The sequence below is a fragment of the Guptibacillus hwajinpoensis genome, from assembly GCF_001039475.1.
Classification (GTDB): domain Bacteria; phylum Bacillota; class Bacilli; order Bacillales; family Guptibacillaceae; genus Guptibacillus; species Guptibacillus hwajinpoensis.
On sequence record NZ_LELK01000001.1, the window covers coordinates 570579 to 588949 of the forward strand.

Below are 18371 nucleotides of genomic sequence, written 5' to 3' on the forward strand. Positions count from 1 at the left end.
GAATCTATAGAAACACAAGTTAGTTTAAGTATTTAGGTAGGAACTATACTGGTTCTTTTTGCCTTCTACTGTTTCTTTAAATTACCAATATCGAAAGTAATTCGAAGTGAGTAACAAGATAATTCACTGGAAATAGTAAGTAAGGATATAAAAATATCTATGGAGGTAATCGAATAATGAAAAAGAAATTGATGCTTTTAACGATGTCACTTGCCCTCTCAGCAAGCATGTTGGGAGCTTGCGCTGGGAATGGAAACGGAAATGAGATGAATGAACAGCCAGAAGATGTTAATTACGAACCTACCCGTTACAACGATGAAAATATTGATATGAACAACGATAGAGGACCTGATCTGGATACAGATCCTAGAGACATAAAAGGTCCTAATGAGCCAGATACACCTCGTAATATGGATGAAGAAGAACCGGACCTTGATGAGGAGCCTTCTGAAGAAAGACGCGGTAAGTAACTAATAAAGTGACTCCTGTAATAAGGAGTCACTTTTGAATATGCAACTTTCAATTATATAGCGAATCGTTTTTCTTATACCTAATCAAATCAAATAAGCCTGCTTTGTTAAAAGCAGGCGGATGAATTTTGAACATAGTAAAAAAGCAACATACCATAAATGGTATGTTGCTTTTTTGATTTACTGGGTTAAACTACAATTTAGGCTTCAGGCGGTTCACCAATAACACGAACTTCCCGCTCCAAATCAACGCCGAATTTATCTTTCACCGTTTGTTGAACGTGATGAATGACGTTTAAGTAGTCGGTTGCTGTTGCGTTATCAATGTTAACAATAAATCCAGCATGCTTTTTGGAAACTTCTGCTCCACCGATACGCGTTCCTTGTAACTCTGAATCCTGAATTAGCTTTCCTGCAAAGAGTCCTGGTGGACGTTTAAATACACTTCCACACGATGGATATTCAAGCGGTTGCTTTGTTTCCCGCTTTTCTGTCAGATCGTCCATAATCGCTTTAATTTCATCGTAATGACCATCTTTAAGTTGGAATGTAGCTTCAAGAACGAGAAGACCGTTTTCTTCAACGTTACTATGGCGATAAGATAAGTCTAACTGATCAGCTGTTAAGCTAATCAACTTTCCTTCTTTAGTTACCGCGAGCACACTCTCTAGACAGTCGGCTATTTCTCCTCCGTAGGCACCTGCATTCATATAGACGGCGCCTCCAACGGAACCTGGAATACCACAAGCAAATTCCAGACCAGTTAGCTTTTGATCCAGTGCGAACTCTGATGCATCAATAATGCGCGCACCAGACTGTGCAATCACCTTTTTATCACTTTCATGGATGTGATCTAGGGACGAGAGGTTAAGAACAATTCCACGAATTCCACCATCCTGGATAATAACATTAGAGCCTTTCCCTAAAATGGTTAGTGGATAGCTTGAATGATAAGCATATTCAACAGCAGCTCTTGCATCTTCAATCGTTTTTGGAAATACAAGAACATCTGCCTTTCCACCCATTCTTGTATAGGTGTGTTCATGTAATGGTGCATTTATTTTTACTTCCGCTGCTGGCAAGATGGAGCGGAGTTCGTTTATAGCTTTTTGATTAATCATTGGTTCCCTCACTTATCGGACAGGTTCTTTTCTGCGGCATCGAAAATGATTGCATGCAGACACATTTAAAATAATAACATAATTCGGTAATAAAGTGATTCATTTTGGTAAGGTATCTACGCATAGGACTCTTTTTCAAGACAGATTACCTATATTATTCACTATATAAGGAAATGTTTGACTTGGTTCCTGTTATTTATCAGGTATTGATTATAATAGATAAATAAATCTTTCGCCTATCAATCATACTAATACAGTCTGCTGCACTACTCACAAGTCTGGTGGTAGTCCACTTATTAATGATTCGTAGGGGAAGAGGTTTTTGTATGATTTACATATACAATTGCTATGGTGGAACGCATTCATCTGCACTAGCCGCAGCTTATCATCTAAATAAGCTTTCATCAAACAGTATTCCCTCTAAGGAGGAGATCCTTAACATTGATATCTTTAATAAATTGAAGAGGAGTGATATGGGTAGGCTTATTTATCATGGTGAGGATGAGCATGGAGATAAGGTATATACATTGGGTAGAGGCGGTTCAAAAGTACTGTTACCCGCATTAAATCATCTAAGTGTCTTGTTTCATGACAGTTTTGACATGAAGGAACCTGTCATCTTCTCTAACACATCCCCTACTGTCCCACTTTCGATGACATTTGGCGGCATGTTCGCAAGAGGTTTGAAAATGAACTGGATTGGTGTTCCATTATTAATTATTGGTGCAAAGCAGACTCATCAGAACATCGTTAATTTAGTAAGGTATACAAAGAGTCAGCGCGATGTCAGTACATCAACATCAGTCATACTAGAGAACGAGCAATTTAAATAGCAAAGAGTAAAGATAGATTCCCTATATGACAGGGAATCTATTCAAACATACTTATTAAGCTTTTGTACGATAAGCTGTATTATTCGCTTTCAATGATTCATCACTACCGAATAGAAAATGCTTTTCCATATTTGGTGAATAAACGGAATTTACCGCTGTTCTTCCAACTGTTTCAGCCACTTCCCTTAGCATGCTTGGGGAAGCTCCGCAACAAAGTCCGAAATAATTAACGCCAATACCCTTTGCTTTCTTAGCCCATTCTGCTAATTCATATCGATTGCAATACAATGGATCTAGTGAAGTAGGGAATGTTGTTTCTGTCGGCAGTGTACATGAACACCCTCCATCTGGTAAATTGAATAGTGTCGGATGTTCCTCTGTCGTGCGATATGGTACAGGAAGTGCACCAACGTAACCATTCACAGATGTTCTGATTTTTTCGATGTAGGGCTGCATGGTAGCGGGTCCTCTGAAGCAGTTCATACCAACAACAAGTGCCCCCTGATCTTCTAGAAGACGACAGGCCTCCTGTACAGTATATCCGTCTCTTAAAATTCCTTCACTCATCAAGCCAAGTGTAATAACAGCGGGTAATCCTTGTTTTTGAATTTCTTCTAACGCAATCTTTGCTTCTTCGTAGTAGTAGAAGGTTTCTCCATTAACGAAATCAACCCCCTCTTCCTTGCTCCAAGTGACCATTTCAGCAAACATAGCTCGAATTGTCTCTTTTCCTTCTTCGTCATCCGTATCAAAGAGGTTTGTATTTGAAATGTTTCCTGCTACAAGCGCTTCTTCTACAGGATGCTCTTTCGCTACTTCTTTTGCTAATCGAATCGCCTGACGGTTTAGTGGCTCAAGGAGATCTTCTTTCCCAATGATTCTCATTTTTTCACGGTGCCCATTATACGTAAAAGCTAGAACTACATCTGATCCAGCTAACATGTAGTCACGATAGGTTTGTTTCAGTGCTTCTGGATAATCAAGTGCCACTTCAGGTACAAAGGAACCTGCTTGTACATATCCTCTTCTCTCTAATTCAAATAAATACCCTTCACCACAAATAACAGGTCCTTCTTGCAATCGTTGTTCAAGTGAACGTTTCATCTTAAAGCATCTCCTTTTAATCAAATGAGAAAAGCCCCCTTCTATACATAAGAAGAGGGCTTACTGAACGAATCCTCCTCTTATCTTCCAGACAGTTACGTCTGTAGGAATTGGCACCAGCTTCAAGGTTCCCTTGAAAGGTTGCCGGGCATCATAGGGCCTAATCCCTCCGCCGCTCTTAATAAGAGTTGTGCTATATTATTTTCAACATGCTTGGAATTATAGACTCGTTTGATGGGTATGTCAACCATTATTCAGAAGATTCGAATAGTACTTACTTGTCTTTTAATCGATAAATCCGATCCTCTTGCCCTAATGGTTCAACGGTCATCTCTCCCATATGAACAAAGGAATCAAGATACGTACTAACTGCAAAGTAAATTTTGGGTTTTCCAGTTGAATAGCGATTGTTTGTTGTTTTTCCCTCTTTAATAAGTAGTTCACACATCATGATTGTACTTTCAATGCCTCTTTGTATATAACCGTCGATGGCTTCTTGAATAATAAATGATAGTCCACCAACAACGAATGTGTTTTTAGATTTAGGAATCACAGGCTCTAGATTAGAAGTATTGTCCTCTGCAAATAAATCAAAGGAGGGTTGTAATTCATCGTTAGGCTTTGACTCTTCTCTATTCGTTATCGATGTTGTGCTACTGAAATCACTACTTCCCCTCTTGGTCGCTTCTTGTTCTTCACGGAAAGCTCGTATGGCTTCATGTAGACGCCGTTCTTGGCGATCAAGTAATGGTAATTGTAGATCAAGAAGATCACGAATGTCTGCAGGAATAGGCATGCCTGGAGGAATCTCATAGGACGCTCTCCCTTTAGCTTGTTTTACGAGTAACTCATCTAATTCATAGTCGATCGTATTAAACCCTTTCATAACCTCTTTCACAATTGAGGAAGACATACCGGTATGTTCTTCAAAGTGGTTTATACCAAATTGCAAAATTTCACCAGTTTTGACGTGTCTAACGACATATTGGTACCTTAGCGGACGGCCACATTCACACAATAACTCATCAGACACAAATCCCGCATCGATAAAGTCATCTAGAATCCAGTCATCAAGTAGCATCTCTATTTCTTGGTCTGAAGCACCGTCTGGTATCATCCTACCTTTATCTCGCGCGATTACATTCGCAAAAACCGTTTTTCTTCCCCGTTTTAGGAATTGATTGAGATAAACATGTTGATCGGCCGTAAGTTCCTGAAAAAGCTGATCCCGTTCGTTCGTCGTAAGGCTATATGGCATAAAAAATCCCTCTCTTAACTATGGTAAGGCTAGTATAACAGCAATTCTTTCAAAGTTGGTTAATGAAATAAGAAAACGCCACCCTAACGAGATAGCGTTCTACTTTGTCATTAAAGGAAGATGACGAGATATATAACGTTTAGCACGATCTGTTAAGTAAAATAGCATCTAACCAAACGAACGATTAATATCGTTCAGGAACAAAAGTTACCGAACCTCTTGGTCCAACGACGAGCTTTTTCTTTGTTTCGGATGAGTTTTCTTCTTCAAATACCAGATACAATCCATCGTTCTCTTTAACTAGCGCTTTAAAAGTAGCGGAAGGAATCAATTGATTTAAATCACTATCATTATACGATTTAGCTAGTACTTTATGTTGATCATACACATGAAGCACTATGAATTGATTATCTTCCATAACTGCATGCATATAATTGTATCCGGATAAAACAGCTATGTCATCCTGATCCTTTTGAAAAGGCAGATCTTTTCTATCTAAATCCTCTAATACTCCTGAACCAATCCAAAATAATAAGAAGCACCCTATAAGTAATAATCCTCTCATCTATGTTCATTTCTCCTTAAGGTATAAAAACGTGAAATAGTTATAGTAGTTTATTCACAAAAGGAATGAACGTGTGTAAAGCAATTATGAGCACAGAAAAGACGCACTCAATTGAGTGCGTCTTTTCTAACGATTTATTTTCCGGTCTTCTCAAGTTTTTTCACTTGCTTACTACGTAGCTGACCGCAGGCAGCATCAATATCCGTGCCATTCTCGTGACGGATCACGCAGTTGATACCGTTTTTCTTAAGCGTATCGTAGAACGCAAGAATCGATTCTTTCTCACTACGCTGGTAGGAGTGATCATCTACTGGGTTGTATGGAATCAAGTTGACGTATGAAAGATGACGCTTATCACTTAGAAGTTTCGCAAGTTGTTTCGCTTCTTCCACGTGATCATTGACGTCTCTTAACATAATATACTCAAACGTAATTCTTCGATTCGTTTTCTCCAAATAGTAATCAATCGCAGGCATTAGCTTTCCTAGTGGATAAGCTTTGTTGATCTTCATAATCTTTGTACGAAGCTCATCGTTTGGAGCGTGTAACGAAATTGCAAGGTTCACTTGAAGATCTTCATTTGCAAAATCGTAGATCTGCTTAGCAAGTCCACTTGTAGAAACCGTAATGTGGCGTGCACCAATAGAAAGACCTTTTTGAGAATTAACGACGTGTAAGAAGTCCATCATATTATCATAGTTATCGAATGGTTCTCCAATTCCCATAATAACAATGTGGCTTACGCGTTCTTCGTTTGCCTTCTCATCAAGTGCGTGCTGTACGTTCATAATCTGCTCAACAATTTCACCGCTAGTCAAATCGCGGCTTTTCTTTAATAAGCCACTTGCGCAGAATGAGCATCCGATATTACAACCAACCTGTGTTGTTACACAAACAGATTGTCCGTAATGGAAGCGCATGAGAACCGTCTCAATAACGTTACCGTCCTGTAATTTGAACAAGAATTTAATCGTACCATCGGAAGATTCCTGTTTGATTTCCGTTGTTAACGTCTGAATCGCAAAGTTATCTTCTAATAGTTTGATACAATCTTTATTTACATTATTCATTTGAGAGAATTCTTTAACACGCTTCTTATAGAGCCAATCCCATACTTGAGAAGCACGGAATTTCTTATGACCACGTTCTAGCAACCATTCAGTTAGCTGATCAAACGTTAGTCCGTATATTGATTCTTTCATGTATAACCCTCTTTTCAATTCTTAGCCATTCATTCTAATACTACTAGAAGTATAACCAAGTCGCAACCTGTTAATCTAGATTGAGGAAAATAGGTGTTACAAAAAAGAACTTAATTCTCTTCTTAAAGCTTCATAAAGTCTCTACTTATAGCTTCGACTCTTTTTTAACTTATTACTAGAGCAGCGGAATAAATACGAGGATGAGTAGATCATACAAAATATGAGAAAGGAGCGGCACCCAGAAGTTTCCTCGTTTTTCATATATCCAACCCCATATGACTCCTCCAACTAGTGCAGCAACAATTAGTAATGGTGCACCAGAATATAGATGTGCTACAGCATAAAGTAGCGTAGCAATGATGATGGTATCCCCTTTCTTATATTTTTTGAATTGTTGCTGAATATAGCCTCTCCAGTATATTTCTTCACCAGGAATGACGATCAATACTAGACTAATGTAATGCCATGCTTTAGCAGGTTGAACAATATCATAAAACTGTTCCATATCTTCAAATAATGATGGCGTAAGCCACTGAATGAGTTGAATGCCAACATAACTTAACAGGTAAAGGAATATAGCACTTGCCACAATGTAGACAGTATCCGTTGATGTGATCTTTTTAAACACTAACGAACCGGTAGTGATACTATTAAAAATAAGGATACTAAGTGTAATCGTGAACACAGGCCAGAACGTTTCCGGATAATGAACAAAACTAATAAAAAGAAGACTGTGAGCTAGCAAAAGTGAGCTTAGGAGTATGATTTTTTGATTCATTGTGTCATCATCCTATCTTGGTGTTACCTTTTATTATGCATACCCAGAATGTACACAATGAATTCTTGGAAGAACAGTTTGAATAGGCTACGATGTGCTCTCTATAGAAAAAGCTAACGGAAAGTTTCCGTTAGCTCTTCAATGTTATTTACTTTGTGATCTACATTTCTCCTGAATGACGGCAAGTGCACTTTCCTTATCAGGTTGATCGCTCTCATGCCAACGGATTTTTCTACCAAATTCATCCGCCTTCGCATAAGCGTAGATTTTGTCTTTGTATTCCGCCACGCTAATTTCCCAGTAGTAAGTGACTTCAGCACCTGTTGGTTGGGTAACATCGACAGGATAGAAAAAATAGTCAACTTTATTTAGCATTTAAGCAGCTCCTTCATTATCAATTAACAGTTATTTTAACAAATTTTTTTAGAGTTTTGTTAAGGCTTATGCTAGATAAGTGGCTTTATCACATAAAAGGATCTTTATTTCATAGAATATACACTAATTGCACATAACAATACCTGTCCACTCATCATACAATTAATTTTCTATGTTTGTTGGCTCACTATCGAATAAAGCCTTCTCAATTAATTGAGAAGGCTTTATTGCTTTGGATTTTGAAGTTATTGATCTAATTTATTGATATCTTCTTCTGCTTTATCGAGCATCATCTGATAATTAAATGTTGTATCTAACTTATTCAAGAATTCATCATATTCACTAAGATCACGTTGGCCGCTAATAAATTTAATCATTTCTTCTTCAGAGAACCGATCAGCATCTGCCGAATTATAACCCTCTGGGTAATCAATATACCCATTTAGAGATTCGATCCGCGGAGCGTCTGCGGAAGCTTCGATATATTCCGTTTGCTTTGAGAATTTTGTGGATAGATACTCCATTTCAGGTCGACCAGCGAATTGGTAAAGCCAGAAATAGCCCCCCTCTTCAGCAAGTTTATCTGTTGGCACAATCTTGCCGTCTTCTTTATTATAATGCTCTCCTTCAATGCCATACTGTACAAGCTTAGATCCCTCATCTGATGCTACATAATTAAGAAGTTCAAATATTTTTTCGAGTTTTTCTGGCTGATCCTCAAGGGCTTTTGGAATAGCATAAAAACCATTGGCTTGACCGATATCCCATGTACCTGCTGATTTTCCAGCAGGACCTTCGATGGCTGTAAGTTGTACCCATTCAGCGTTCGGATCCACTGCTTTATATTGCTCAATATAGGCATCACTCGTTAAATTAGCCCATCCATCAAATAAAATTCCGAATTTACCTTGAAATGCTTTTTGTTGAGGCTCATTACCTGTATTACTAAAAATTTCAGGATCTGTTACATCGTTTTCCACAAATTTCGTGACGGCAGTAAGAGCTTCTTTCATATCTGGGTCATGAAATGAATTCACTAATTCTCCGTCTTCTTTATAGAAGCTTTTTGGCATTCCGACACCATAGGCTCCAAGAATTGGTTGAAAAGCGCTTACGCCAGAACCTGTAAGGCCATAAGTATCTTTTTGACCATTTCCATCTGGATCATCTTCTCGAAAGGCTTTTGCAACCTCATACAAATCATCTACGGTTTTAGGCATGTCCATGTTTAATGCTTCTAACCAATCTTCCCTCACCCAATATGTATAGAAAGGGATGCTTGCAGGAACTGTCACCGCGTAAACTTTGTCATTCACTTTCGCTTTTTCAACATTCTCTTCTCCTATAAAATCCTGAACTTCCTGTAGGTCGTCCATATAAGGGTCAAGATCTAGTAGCAATCCTTTGTTAGCATAGTCTACCAAAGCTGCTCGGCTAACTTGAAACAAATCAGGATAATCTCCTGCCGATAAACGGACGTTCAATTTGTTCTCATAGTCGTTAGGATTAACAGATAGATTCACTGGAAAACCAAGTACATCATCTAGCTCTTGCTTGATAACGTCATTTTCTGGGTCAGGTAAGTTAACACCTTGGCGAATGACTTCTACTTCTTCGCTACTAGATTCGCTGTCAGCTCCAGATGATAAGTTGCAGGCAGAAAGCAATAATGAAAGAGATAAAGCAGGTATAAGGACATGACGTAACTTCTTTCTATTCATAAAACCTCTCCTTTTTATTCGTAATAGATGAAGTTCATTTCACTAATTTCTGAAACCAATCTTTTCTAGTTTATCATAATAATGAGTCAGTTTAGCTTCTTATTGATAGGGTTGTCGGGTCAACTCTAAGGGAAATAAAGCTCTTACTTTTTACTTTGAATATCTTGTGAATTAAACTTTTTAAGGTAAACTAGCTCCTTCACTTCTCACTTCAACCACGTATGTCTTACCCCCTTTAATCTGTTTAGTGTTTAATTTTCTAAATTTTCTAAATTAAGTATATAAGTAATCTAGGCTTAAGAGAATAGAATATAGAGTCATTTATTTATACTTTATTTCAACTAAAATATGGTTATCTATAGTTGTGAATTAAATGTTAATAGTTTTTGTTTTTAATCGTTCAATTCTAAAAATGATTAACAAAAAACGTCCTCTTTAAAGGACGTTTAAAAGATTAACCAAGGTTTTCTATATTCCAGGTTCGAATCGAATAGTAACCATCATCAAGCTTCTGCTTTTCTTCTAAAAGGGTATTTTGTAGCTGCATAGGTAATCTTTTTACAGTTTCGTGTTGTAAATCGATTCCTTCATAACTTGAGTAAATTGGGATGGTAACAATTTGCTTATCAAGAGTATCGAAGCAATGCACACATAGAAACCCTACGCTCCTCATTCGATACGAAAACATAATACGATATCGGGGTTCTTTCATTCTACTCTCTCCTACTATTTTTATAATAGTATGCACAAATGACTAGATCAGCAAACCTATCCTTACTTTTAGAAAGGAATATCTATGAAAAATGCATATTGTTTTTCAATTAAAGTACCAGCTGATAAAATTGAATATGGGTTTTTCTTGAAAGTGGAATCCCTTTATACACTTAATAGAGAAAGAAGATGAACTCATGTCGACTAGCCAAAAAAAATTATCTGATATTAAATACTCGGTACTAGATTTAGCTCCTGTAATGGATAGAGAAACCATTTCGGATGCTTTAGAACGAACAAGAAATCTTGCTCAACATGTAGAGAAACTTGGATACAATCGTTTCTGGCTAGCTGAGCACCACAATATGCCATACATTGCAAGCTCTGCTACATCTGTGGTGATTGGCCATGTTGCTGCGGGTACTTCTACCATTCGTGTTGGTTCTGGTGGTGTTATGCTTCCTAACCACTCACCTCTCGTTATTGCTGAACAGTTTGGAACATTAGAATCGCTTTTCCCTGGACGGATTGATTTGGGACTTGGTCGAGCTCCTGGAACCGATCAGCGTACAGCATTTGCACTGAGAAGAGGCACTGGAAGCATGGCTCAGGATTTCCCAGAACAAGTCGCTGAACTTCGCTCATATTTTGATCCTTCTATGAGTCCAGGATCATCTCCAGTACGAGCTATTCCTGGTAAAGGTCTTAACGTACCAACATGGTTATTAGGATCAAGCCTTTATAGTGCAGAGCTTGCCGGAAAATTAGGGCTGCCCTATTCTTTCGCAAGTCACTTTTCTCCTAAAAATACCGTTAGTGCGCTTGAAACGTATCACCGAAGCTTTACGCCTTCGAAAGTACTCGATAAACCTTATACGATGGTAGGTGTAAATATGATTGTGGCAGATACAGATGAAGAAGCAAATTATCTGTCTACAACCTTACAGCAGCAATTTTTAAATTTGATTCGAAATCATGAAGCGCCTATTCAACCACCTGTTGAGAAGCTAAATGCGAGTGAATATGAGCTTGCCGCACTTGATCAGCAGCTTGCGACTTCTATTGTTGGTAGTCCTGAAACGGTCAATCGAAAAATGCAGGAATTTCTCGATGAAACGCAAGCAGATGAAATGATGGTAATTTCTTCTGTTTATGATTATGAAAAGCGTAAAAAATCCTATAAGTTATTATCAGAATTAACGACTGATTAATCAATTCCCCTATAACTAATGAGTTAAAATGTTCTAGTGTTTGCAAATAACGTTATTTCTTTGAAACCCGAACGAAGTTGATTAAGAGTAAGTCATTGTTAAGATTTGTCTTTACATTGATTTGAATGCTGGTTTATAATACCAATCATAACCTGAATAAGAACATCACTCATATAACCGCAAGAATATGGCTTGCAAGTTTCTACCGGATCACCGTAAATGATTCGACTATGAGTGAGCAACCTTCAGTTTAATTACTGTAGACTCTTTCTTTACCTATATTCCCGGAGGCATGTTGCTCACTCTTCTGTGAGCAACGATGTTCTTCGGGTTTTTGTATTGAAGGAGGAAATTATATGGAAAATTTAATGAACAAAATTAGTCAGGAAGGTTTAGCTTTATCTGACGCTGTCTTAAAAGTAGATTCATTCTTAAATCATCAAGTAGATCCAGTACTTATGAAGGAAATTGGTGAGACATTTGCGAGTAAATTTCAAAGAGACTCCATTACAAAAGTCGTAACACTTGAATCATCTGGTATTGCACCAGCAGTTTTTGCTGCCCTTACCCTTAATGTACCGCTTATTTTTGCTCGAAAGCGAAAGTCGCTCACATTACAGGAGGACTTGTTAACGGCAGATGTATATTCTTTCACTAAAGAAGAAACGAATACAATCACCATTTCGAGTAAATTTTTAAATGAAGAAGATCACGTTCTTGTTATTGATGACTTCCTTGCAAATGGCCAAGCTGCTGAAGGTCTCATAAAAGTTGTTTCTAAGTCAGGTGCTTCGGTAGCTGGAATTGGTATTGTTATTGAAAAGGCATTTCAAAATGGCGGGAAACGCCTTCGCTCAAAAGGGATTAGGGTGGAATCGTTAGCGAAAATCGCTAAACTAGAAGCTGGAAAAGTTACCTTTGTGAATGAGGGAAGTTTCGTATGAATAGCCTGAAATATTTATCACTAGGCATTCAACATGTTCTTGCCATGTATGCAGGAGCTGTCGTTGTACCACTCATTGTAGGAGGGGCCCTGGGGTTAAGTGGAAAGGAACTCACTTATCTTGTCTCGATTGATATTTTTATGTGTGGAATGGCTAGTATTCTACAAGTATGGAAAAATCGTTTCTTCGGTATTGGCTTGCCGGTAGTACTTGGTTGTACCTTTACCGCAGTTGGTCCAATGATTGCGATCGGTGGAACATATGGGATTACGGCCATTTACGGAGCCATTCTCGCTGCAGGTTTATTCGTGATCTTAATCTCACCTATTTTCAGCAAATTAATAGCATTCTTTCCACCGGTTGTGACTGGTTCAGTCGTCACCATCATCGGAATTACCCTGATTCCCGTTGCTATGGGGAATATAGCAGGTGGGGAAGGTTCGGTTGATTTTGGATCTTTACAGAATATTAGTCTTGGATTTGGTACGCTTCTCTTTATTGTGTTATTGACTCGATTCTTTAAAGGGTTTATCCGTTCAGTTGCCATCCTAATAGGACTTGCAGTTGGTACGATCGTTGGCGGATTCATGGGGATGGTTGACCTAACACCTATTAAAGAAGCTAGCTGGTTTCATTTAATTCAACCGCTCTATTTTGGGGTACCTACATTTGAATGGACGGCTATCTTGACGATGATTCTCGTTGTTCTTGTAAGCCTTGTAGAATCTACAGGTGTATACTTTGCTTTAAGTGATATTTGTGATGAAAAACTGACGGAGAAAGATGTGAGAAACGGCTACAGAGCAGAAGGCCTAGCGATTGTATTAGGTGGATTGTTTAATGCATTTCCTTATACTACTTATTCACAAAATGTGGGGTTAATTCAACTATCTGGTGTCAAGAAGAAGCAAATTATTTATCTCGTTGGTTCAATGCTGATTTTGATCGGTTTAGTGCCAAAAATCGGTGCTGTCACAACTATTATCCCGCCACCAGTCCTTGGTGGAGCTATGATTGTTATGTTTGGTATGGTAATGGCTTATGGCATTAAAATGCTTTCTCGCGTAGACTTTCAATCTCAAGAGAACCTCTTTATCATTGCTTGTTCGATTGGAGTTGGTCTAGGTGTTACAGCGGCTCCATCTGTTTTTGAAAAACTGCCACAAAGCCTTCAAATTCTAACAGATAATGGGATTGTAGCAGGTAGTTTAACGGCAATTACATTAAATATTGTTTTTCACGTATTTGGAAAAGAAAAAACAATTTCCGCTGCTCTCGTTCAATCCAAAGCTTCATAAAACAACAAGCCTGGATTCGAATAACTCATTCGAATCCAGGCTTCCTTTTTGATAATGATGAAATTTTAGCTATTTTTCTTTACTAATTTAATATAGTCAATATTTAAAGGGGAAAGTAAGTTGTTCATATAAATGACATGTTCACCTGCCTCAAGTTCAAATAGAAGCGGCTGGTTATCTAAAGCATCCAATCGTACATCTTCCCAATTCTCCCATCCATATGTGGAAGGAAAATGAAAGCTATTCGTTTGACCTTCGTCTACCTTAAATTCTCGATAAGCATTCGGCATATCAGTGGAATAGCGTACAATCGCCTTGTAAGTTCCTCCATCTGGAACCGTGATTTTCCATTTCAACCAGTGGTTCTCATGATCCCAGTTTTTCAGAGCTAATCCTTCTGATGCTCCGGCTTTTGGAGTGATGACGACCTCTCCACCCCCCTGATCAACAAAATCTTCCCCCTCAACAATAACTCCTTCTTCTGCAGAGGTTATGGAAACTTCTCCAGTGACTTCTGGTTCTGTTTGCTGCTCTTTAAAAATAGGTTCTACATGTGAATAAAGCTGTGCTACTTCTTTCGGATTCCCACCATCTGTTAAAATAAATTGATCATTATTTTTTACGGGAATAGTAAGTTGGTTTTTCTGTTTCATTTTCAACTTTTTCATTTTCTTTTTTTCTTCATCATAAATCCATCCTTTTGTCTGTGGCTTTATCAAATCACCTGAAAGAGTAATCACATTGTCAGAACCTTGATAGTCAATTCGAAAGTTTTCTTCCACCTTACTAAGTTCGATACTTCCCTCTTGATCTAGTGTTAGATTGGTTTCATCCAAACTAAGATAAGTTCCTTCCTGAAGTGAAAGCCCTATTAGTTTATGATCATTTAATGAATGTCTTGTCATAGCGAAAGCACCGTCGGATTCCATTTCGTTCATCTTCTTTTGTTCTAATTTGTTTCCAATAATAATGGCATCTTCAAAATCCGAACTAGAAACAGTAACACCTTTAGCAAATTGATCGCTCACTACAGGCACTTCCATGACATTTACTTTTTCATTTTCTTCCTCGTAAGGTTGAATGACAGAAACAAAATCAGTTTTTCTTGCCGATCTACGTGGCATCAACATTTCAGTGAAGACTTTTCCGGTATAGATAGATGTTTGTTCTTCACCTAGCATCGTAAGGGTAAAGAACTGATCGTCTTTTTGATAGGTTGCTTCCCACAGCTCATCTGATATTCCCTTCTCCAAACTATTCAAATGTTGATAGCCGCCTTTATCTCGAAGTTGATCGGCATTACTTCGATCGTCGACAGTGATGTCCATTAGGTCTCCATTTATATGAAAAGGAAGATCGTACGTATGATTGTCTTCACTTTCAGCATGAAACCAATCTAGCACGTACTCATCTAACATCGTAGTGGTGCGTTCCATAGCAACACCTTCATAAACTGCATCAGATATTGCACGGGTTTGCTTCACAACTGGACCAATGAAGTCATGTTTTAAATAACCTGAAGAAGGGTTTCCTGGTTCATCAGCTTGCCATAAATATGTTGAGTCCCCCTGCGGATACTGGCTCGTTTGATCAACAACTAGTGTATTATGAGCTAGCGTTTGTTTCGCCCAGCTCACATGCATAGGATTGTCATAGCCAAGGGAACCGGCATCTTTCAGCCACATTTTCGAATCAGCATACATCATAATGCCTAATTTATCTGCATGAAGGTGTCCGTTGGGAGTCCCGGGAGGACTATAAAAAAGACTAACATTCATCGCTTGTCCAGCCGGTTTATGATTACGGATAATTGTTAAACCGGAATCTCGATAAAAAGTGCTTCCATTGTTATTTTCCCCTTCTGGAGCAAAGTCATTTGTACCAATAGAAAAATCAGCAGAAGAAAGATCTTTATCTGCAAATAATATCGCCCAAGGCTCTGTGAGTGAACCTTCACGATTTTCTCCAACGGATTGTTTAATCAGCCAGGCGTATTTTGGGTCTTGATAGTAATGGAAGCCGATTTCGTAAATCATTTTAGATTGTAAGGTTTTATATGCAGCGTTTCCGATTGCAGGCCGAGCCATATTTCCAAATGTATAATTCATTAATGAATCGAGCATTTCTTTAATAGCATATTGTTCACCATTTTTTACATGAAATAAGTCTTGATTCGATTGATAGAGTGGAACAGAAAGATACATAAGGGGTTTAATGGCATATTCATGATACGTACTTGGACCTTCCCACCATAGACCATCTTGGCGGATTCCTTCCGAAAGCTGCTTTAATGCCCCATGCTTTTGATCATTGATAACTTGATCAAGACGTGACATATCTTTCAAAACGAGTGCTGCATTTCCTATCGCAGCATTATGCCAGACCTGCCAATTGGAGAGACCTCGTTGGTAGCGATCAATTACTTCTATTGCGTTTTTCAATACATTCTCTTCTACTTTATATCTCTCATTATCATCTAGAAAAGGATGCATCATATCGTATACCCAAGCTATATTGATCAACCATTCCGATTCTTCAAGAGTTTGTGCTGTAAGTCTCCCATCATAACTTCCTGTCAGGGGATAACCGGGGTAATGATCTGCGTATTCTTTCATTATCGTCATGGCAGCTTCTTTGTATTTATCATCCTCTGTTATCCAATAAACGAGTCCGGCATCTCTTGCGATTTCTCCTAAATGCAAGTGAAGGTTATTCTTAGTAGGCGGGAGTGAAAATTCCCCTGTGGTTCGTTGGATTGCTTCATCTGCGTTTTTCTGTAAGTCTTTAAGTGCCTCTTCTGCATATGCTTCTGTTTCTATTTTAGCTTTTAGTTCGTCTATGTCATTTTCATTAAAATACAAATAAGGATGATCAAGACTTATTGGTTCATCTTGGACTTTAGGGAGAATATCTTTTTGTTTAGCAGTTATGAAATCGCTCTCATTTCCTTCCGCATCAACGACAGTCATGGCGAAATACTCATCAGTAACGTCTTCATTCATCCAAAGTGAAGGATGCTGAGCTTGATCTTCGGCTACAAGAGTGGCCTCGTTTAAATTTTCAATTTTATTAGGAGAAGAATAAATTCTGATGAACTCAAGGCGCGATTCCGGAGATAATCCCCATGTTCCTACAGCGCCATTTTCTATATGAGTAAGGACGCTAAATGCCTCTGGCTTAGATGGTGGTTCGACGTTTGTGATTTCAACTGATGCAGTATTGGATTGACTACTTTCCTTTGTGGCTTTCATTATTGCTTCTATCTTATAAAAATAGGTAGCACCTAAGGAAGTTCTCGAGTCGATCCATTCGTTTGTTTCACTCTTATTTAATAGATGTTCCTCATCAAGTGGAAACTCCTCTTCTGTGCTTCGATAAATGTTATATGTTAAAAGGTCATTATATCCGGGAGGGACATCCCATTTTAACTTGACAGCTCCTGTTGTGATTGTCGTTGCTTGAAACGCACTGATTTCAGGTGGCTCATCATAGTTCACTTTTACTAATTGCATATCATCAATCCACGCTTTCCCATTTCGACTATCCATCATTGGTTCGATGGATAATGTAACCGTGTTTTTCGGGACGTTGAGAAGTTTTGTTATTTTTGTCCATTCATTTGAACCTTCCATTGCTCCAACTAAAATCATACCTGACGTATTTTGCCATGTTTCATTTTTGAATTGAATGCGTACGGCCATAGACCCTGTACCTTCATTAATATCTTCCGTCTTCATCCAATAAGATAGTGCATAGGTTGTTTCCGCTTGTATGGGAACTCTTTGAACGAGTGACGTTCTATCATCAGGATTTGTATTGTGTAGATAAGCAGATTGTGTTCCTTCCTTCACCTGATCTGTAACAAGCTTAATTTCTCCATTTCCCTTCGGCTTCCAGGTACTCCACTTGGGAGGGGCGGAGCCAGGATCACCATCCTCAAATGCTCCATTTAGAATATAATTAGCCTGACCGATCTCTACTGTAAATACGGAAGTTAACGCGCCAGATGCTGTTGTGGCTGTAATCGTTGCGAAACCATTGTTTAAACCTTTAACTAGTCCTGTTTGATTAACTTCTGCAACAGTGTTGTCAGAACTAGTCCATGTAACTTCCTTATTTGTAGCGTTCTCAGGTAAGACTGTTGCTTCTGCTTGGAATGTTTCATCAATTTCCATTGCTTTATAAGAAGTATTCAATTCTAGTTTTGTTGGAAGTATATTAGTAGTTGGTACAACTTGAACGTCATCGATCAATATTTGCCCTGTCCCGTTTTCGAGAAAATTCTCGATGCGTATTTTTGTGATGGTTGAAGGGATATCAAGTGTTAGGGAGGCTTGTTCCCAATCGGTTGTTCCCTTCCCTTCAAATAGCGAAAATTCTTTACTTCTTTGCCCATCCGCTTTATAGAAGGATACTCTTATATAGGCTCCCTTTGAAGAGGATTGAACATTTTTAAGCTTAATCCACTCAGAAACTTGATAACTTTCCCCTGGCTCGACAAGAATATCTTGATACACCGAGGCGCGAGCATTTTGATCAGGGCTTTGAATGGATAGTGCGTGACTTCCATCAATTGACGAGTCAGAAATAGCTTCAATCGTTGGGTTTCCAGATGCTTTCCATACTCCCCATTTGTTCAATGAACCATTCGAATCTTCAAAGCTACCATTACGAACCATGTTGTTTTCTTCTGCATGAAGCGCTGATGAAACAAGTAAGGAAATGACTAAGGTCAAGACGGCTAGTAAAGAGTATCCAGACGGTTTCTGCATAATATCCT

General features: G+C 38.5%; 15 protein-coding genes and 2 riboswitches. Of the genes, 5 read left to right on the forward strand and 10 right to left on the reverse strand.

Going from position 1 to position 18371, the window contains the following annotated elements:
• The first annotated feature begins 176 nt into the window (after positions 1-176).
• Entirely contained in the window at positions 177-470 is a 294-nt protein-coding gene (locus AB986_RS02990) for a hypothetical protein (RefSeq protein WP_048309405.1), read from the forward strand.
• Between the two features lie 200 nt (positions 471-670).
• Here AB986_RS02990 and murB read toward each other — a convergent pair whose 3' ends face one another.
• A complete protein-coding gene (gene murB / locus AB986_RS02995; protein ID WP_048309406.1) occupies positions 671-1591 on the reverse strand; it encodes a UDP-N-acetylmuramate dehydrogenase in 921 nt (306 codons plus the stop codon).
• 326 nt (positions 1592-1917) lie between these two features.
• Between murB and AB986_RS03000 the strand changes: the two genes are divergently transcribed.
• Positions 1918-2424 (forward strand): DUF3189 family protein, encoded by a 507-nt coding sequence (locus AB986_RS03000; RefSeq protein ID WP_048309407.1) that lies wholly within the window; start codon positions 1918-1920, stop codon positions 2422-2424.
• Positions 2425-2478: 54 nt separating this feature from the next.
• Here the strand turns inward: AB986_RS03000 and AB986_RS03005 are convergent, their stop codons facing one another.
• The 8 genes from AB986_RS03005 to AB986_RS03040 all read right to left on the reverse strand — a co-directional run bounded on the left by AB986_RS03005 (position 2479) and on the right by AB986_RS03040 (position 10139).
• Positions 2479-3528, reverse strand: coding sequence for a homocysteine S-methyltransferase family protein (locus AB986_RS03005; RefSeq protein ID WP_048309408.1), 1050 nt, complete (start codon positions 3526-3528; stop codon positions 2479-2481).
• Between the two features lie 77 nt (positions 3529-3605).
• Positions 3606-3716: riboswitch (SAM riboswitch) on the reverse strand.
• A gap of 86 nt (positions 3717-3802) precedes the next feature.
• Positions 3803-4786 (reverse strand): DUF3895 domain-containing protein, encoded by a 984-nt coding sequence (locus AB986_RS03010; RefSeq protein ID WP_048309409.1) that lies wholly within the window; start codon positions 4784-4786, stop codon positions 3803-3805.
• Between the two features lie 184 nt (positions 4787-4970).
• Positions 4971-5351, reverse strand: a complete 381-nt coding sequence (locus tag AB986_RS03015) for a hypothetical protein (RefSeq protein ID WP_048309410.1) — start codon at positions 5349-5351, stop codon at positions 4971-4973.
• 134 nt (positions 5352-5485) lie between these two features.
• Positions 5486-6553, reverse strand: a complete 1068-nt coding sequence (rlmN, locus tag AB986_RS03020) for a dual-specificity RNA methyltransferase RlmN (protein WP_048309411.1) — start codon at positions 6551-6553, stop codon at positions 5486-5488.
• A gap of 175 nt (positions 6554-6728) precedes the next feature.
• Positions 6729-7331 carry a CPBP family intramembrane glutamic endopeptidase gene (locus tag AB986_RS03025; RefSeq protein ID WP_048309412.1) on the reverse strand — a complete coding sequence of 201 codons (603 nt, stop codon included), beginning with the start codon at positions 7329-7331 and terminating at the stop codon, positions 6729-6731.
• A 144-nt stretch (positions 7332-7475) separates the two neighbouring features.
• The gene (locus tag AB986_RS03030; protein WP_048309413.1) at positions 7476-7706 is read right to left on the reverse strand and encodes a hypothetical protein; all 231 of its coding nucleotides are present in this window, start codon (positions 7704-7706) and stop codon (positions 7476-7478) included.
• 245 nt (positions 7707-7951) lie between these two features.
• Complete coding sequence (locus AB986_RS03035) at positions 7952-9427, reverse strand: extracellular solute-binding protein (protein WP_048309414.1); 1476 nt, start codon at positions 9425-9427, stop codon at positions 7952-7954.
• A 454-nt stretch (positions 9428-9881) separates the two neighbouring features.
• Positions 9882-10139 (reverse strand): hypothetical protein, encoded by a 258-nt coding sequence (locus AB986_RS03040; RefSeq protein WP_048309415.1) that lies wholly within the window; start codon positions 10137-10139, stop codon positions 9882-9884.
• 196 nt (positions 10140-10335) lie between these two features.
• Between AB986_RS03040 and AB986_RS03045 the strand changes: the two genes are divergently transcribed.
• The 3 genes from AB986_RS03045 (at position 10336) to AB986_RS03055 (ending at position 13591) form a co-directional block, all read left to right on the forward strand.
• Positions 10336-11349: an LLM class flavin-dependent oxidoreductase gene (locus AB986_RS03045; protein ID WP_048309416.1), complete on the forward strand. Its 1014-nt coding sequence runs from the start codon at positions 10336-10338 to the stop codon at positions 11347-11349.
• A 149-nt stretch (positions 11350-11498) separates the two neighbouring features.
• Positions 11499-11600: riboswitch (purine riboswitch) on the forward strand.
• Between the two features lie 105 nt (positions 11601-11705).
• Positions 11706-12293, forward strand: a complete 588-nt coding sequence (locus AB986_RS03050; RefSeq protein ID WP_048309417.1) for a xanthine phosphoribosyltransferase — start codon at positions 11706-11708, stop codon at positions 12291-12293.
• Complete coding sequence (locus AB986_RS03055; RefSeq protein WP_048309418.1) at positions 12290-13591, forward strand: nucleobase:cation symporter-2 family protein; 1302 nt, start codon at positions 12290-12292, stop codon at positions 13589-13591. Before AB986_RS03050 ends, AB986_RS03055 begins: the two co-directional genes overlap by 4 nt.
• A gap of 65 nt (positions 13592-13656) precedes the next feature.
• Here AB986_RS03055 and AB986_RS03060 read toward each other — a convergent pair whose 3' ends face one another.
• The gene (locus tag AB986_RS03060; protein ID WP_048309419.1) at positions 13657-18363 is read right to left on the reverse strand and encodes a carbohydrate binding domain-containing protein; all 4707 of its coding nucleotides are present in this window, start codon (positions 18361-18363) and stop codon (positions 13657-13659) included.
• Positions 18364-18371: the final 8 nt, after the last annotated feature.

Bases quoted from the DNA above. Each gene is read 5' to 3' on its own strand.
- AB986_RS02990 (WP_048309405.1), top strand. From the start codon at position 177: ATGAAAAAGAAATTGATGCTTTTAACGATGTCACTTGCCCTCTCAGCA.
- murB (WP_048309406.1), bottom strand. From the start codon at position 1,591: ATGATTAATCAAAAAGCTATAAACGAACTCCGCTCCATCTTGCCAGCA.
- AB986_RS03000 (WP_048309407.1), top strand. From the start codon at position 1,918: ATGATTTACATATACAATTGCTATGGTGGAACGCATTCATCTGCACTA.
- AB986_RS03005 (WP_048309408.1), bottom strand. From the start codon at position 3,528: ATGAAACGTTCACTTGAACAACGATTGCAAGAAGGACCTGTTATTTGT.
- AB986_RS03010 (WP_048309409.1), bottom strand. From the start codon at position 4,786: ATGCCATATAGCCTTACGACGAACGAACGGGATCAGCTTTTTCAGGAA.
- AB986_RS03015 (WP_048309410.1), bottom strand. From the start codon at position 5,351: ATGAGAGGATTATTACTTATAGGGTGCTTCTTATTATTTTGGATTGGT.
- rlmN (WP_048309411.1), bottom strand. From the start codon at position 6,553: ATGAAAGAATCAATATACGGACTAACGTTTGATCAGCTAACTGAATGG.
- AB986_RS03025 (WP_048309412.1), bottom strand. From the start codon at position 7,331: ATGAATCAAAAAATCATACTCCTAAGCTCACTTTTGCTAGCTCACAGT.
- AB986_RS03030 (WP_048309413.1), bottom strand. From the start codon at position 7,706: ATGCTAAATAAAGTTGACTATTTTTTCTATCCTGTCGATGTTACCCAA.
- AB986_RS03035 (WP_048309414.1), bottom strand. From the start codon at position 9,427: ATGAATAGAAAGAAGTTACGTCATGTCCTTATACCTGCTTTATCTCTT.
- AB986_RS03040 (WP_048309415.1), bottom strand. From the start codon at position 10,139: ATGAAAGAACCCCGATATCGTATTATGTTTTCGTATCGAATGAGGAGC.
- AB986_RS03045 (WP_048309416.1), top strand. From the start codon at position 10,336: ATGTCGACTAGCCAAAAAAAATTATCTGATATTAAATACTCGGTACTA.
- AB986_RS03050 (WP_048309417.1), top strand. From the start codon at position 11,706: ATGGAAAATTTAATGAACAAAATTAGTCAGGAAGGTTTAGCTTTATCT.
- AB986_RS03055 (WP_048309418.1), top strand. From the start codon at position 12,290: ATGAATAGCCTGAAATATTTATCACTAGGCATTCAACATGTTCTTGCC.
- AB986_RS03060 (WP_048309419.1), bottom strand. From the start codon at position 18,363: ATGCAGAAACCGTCTGGATACTCTTTACTAGCCGTCTTGACCTTAGTC.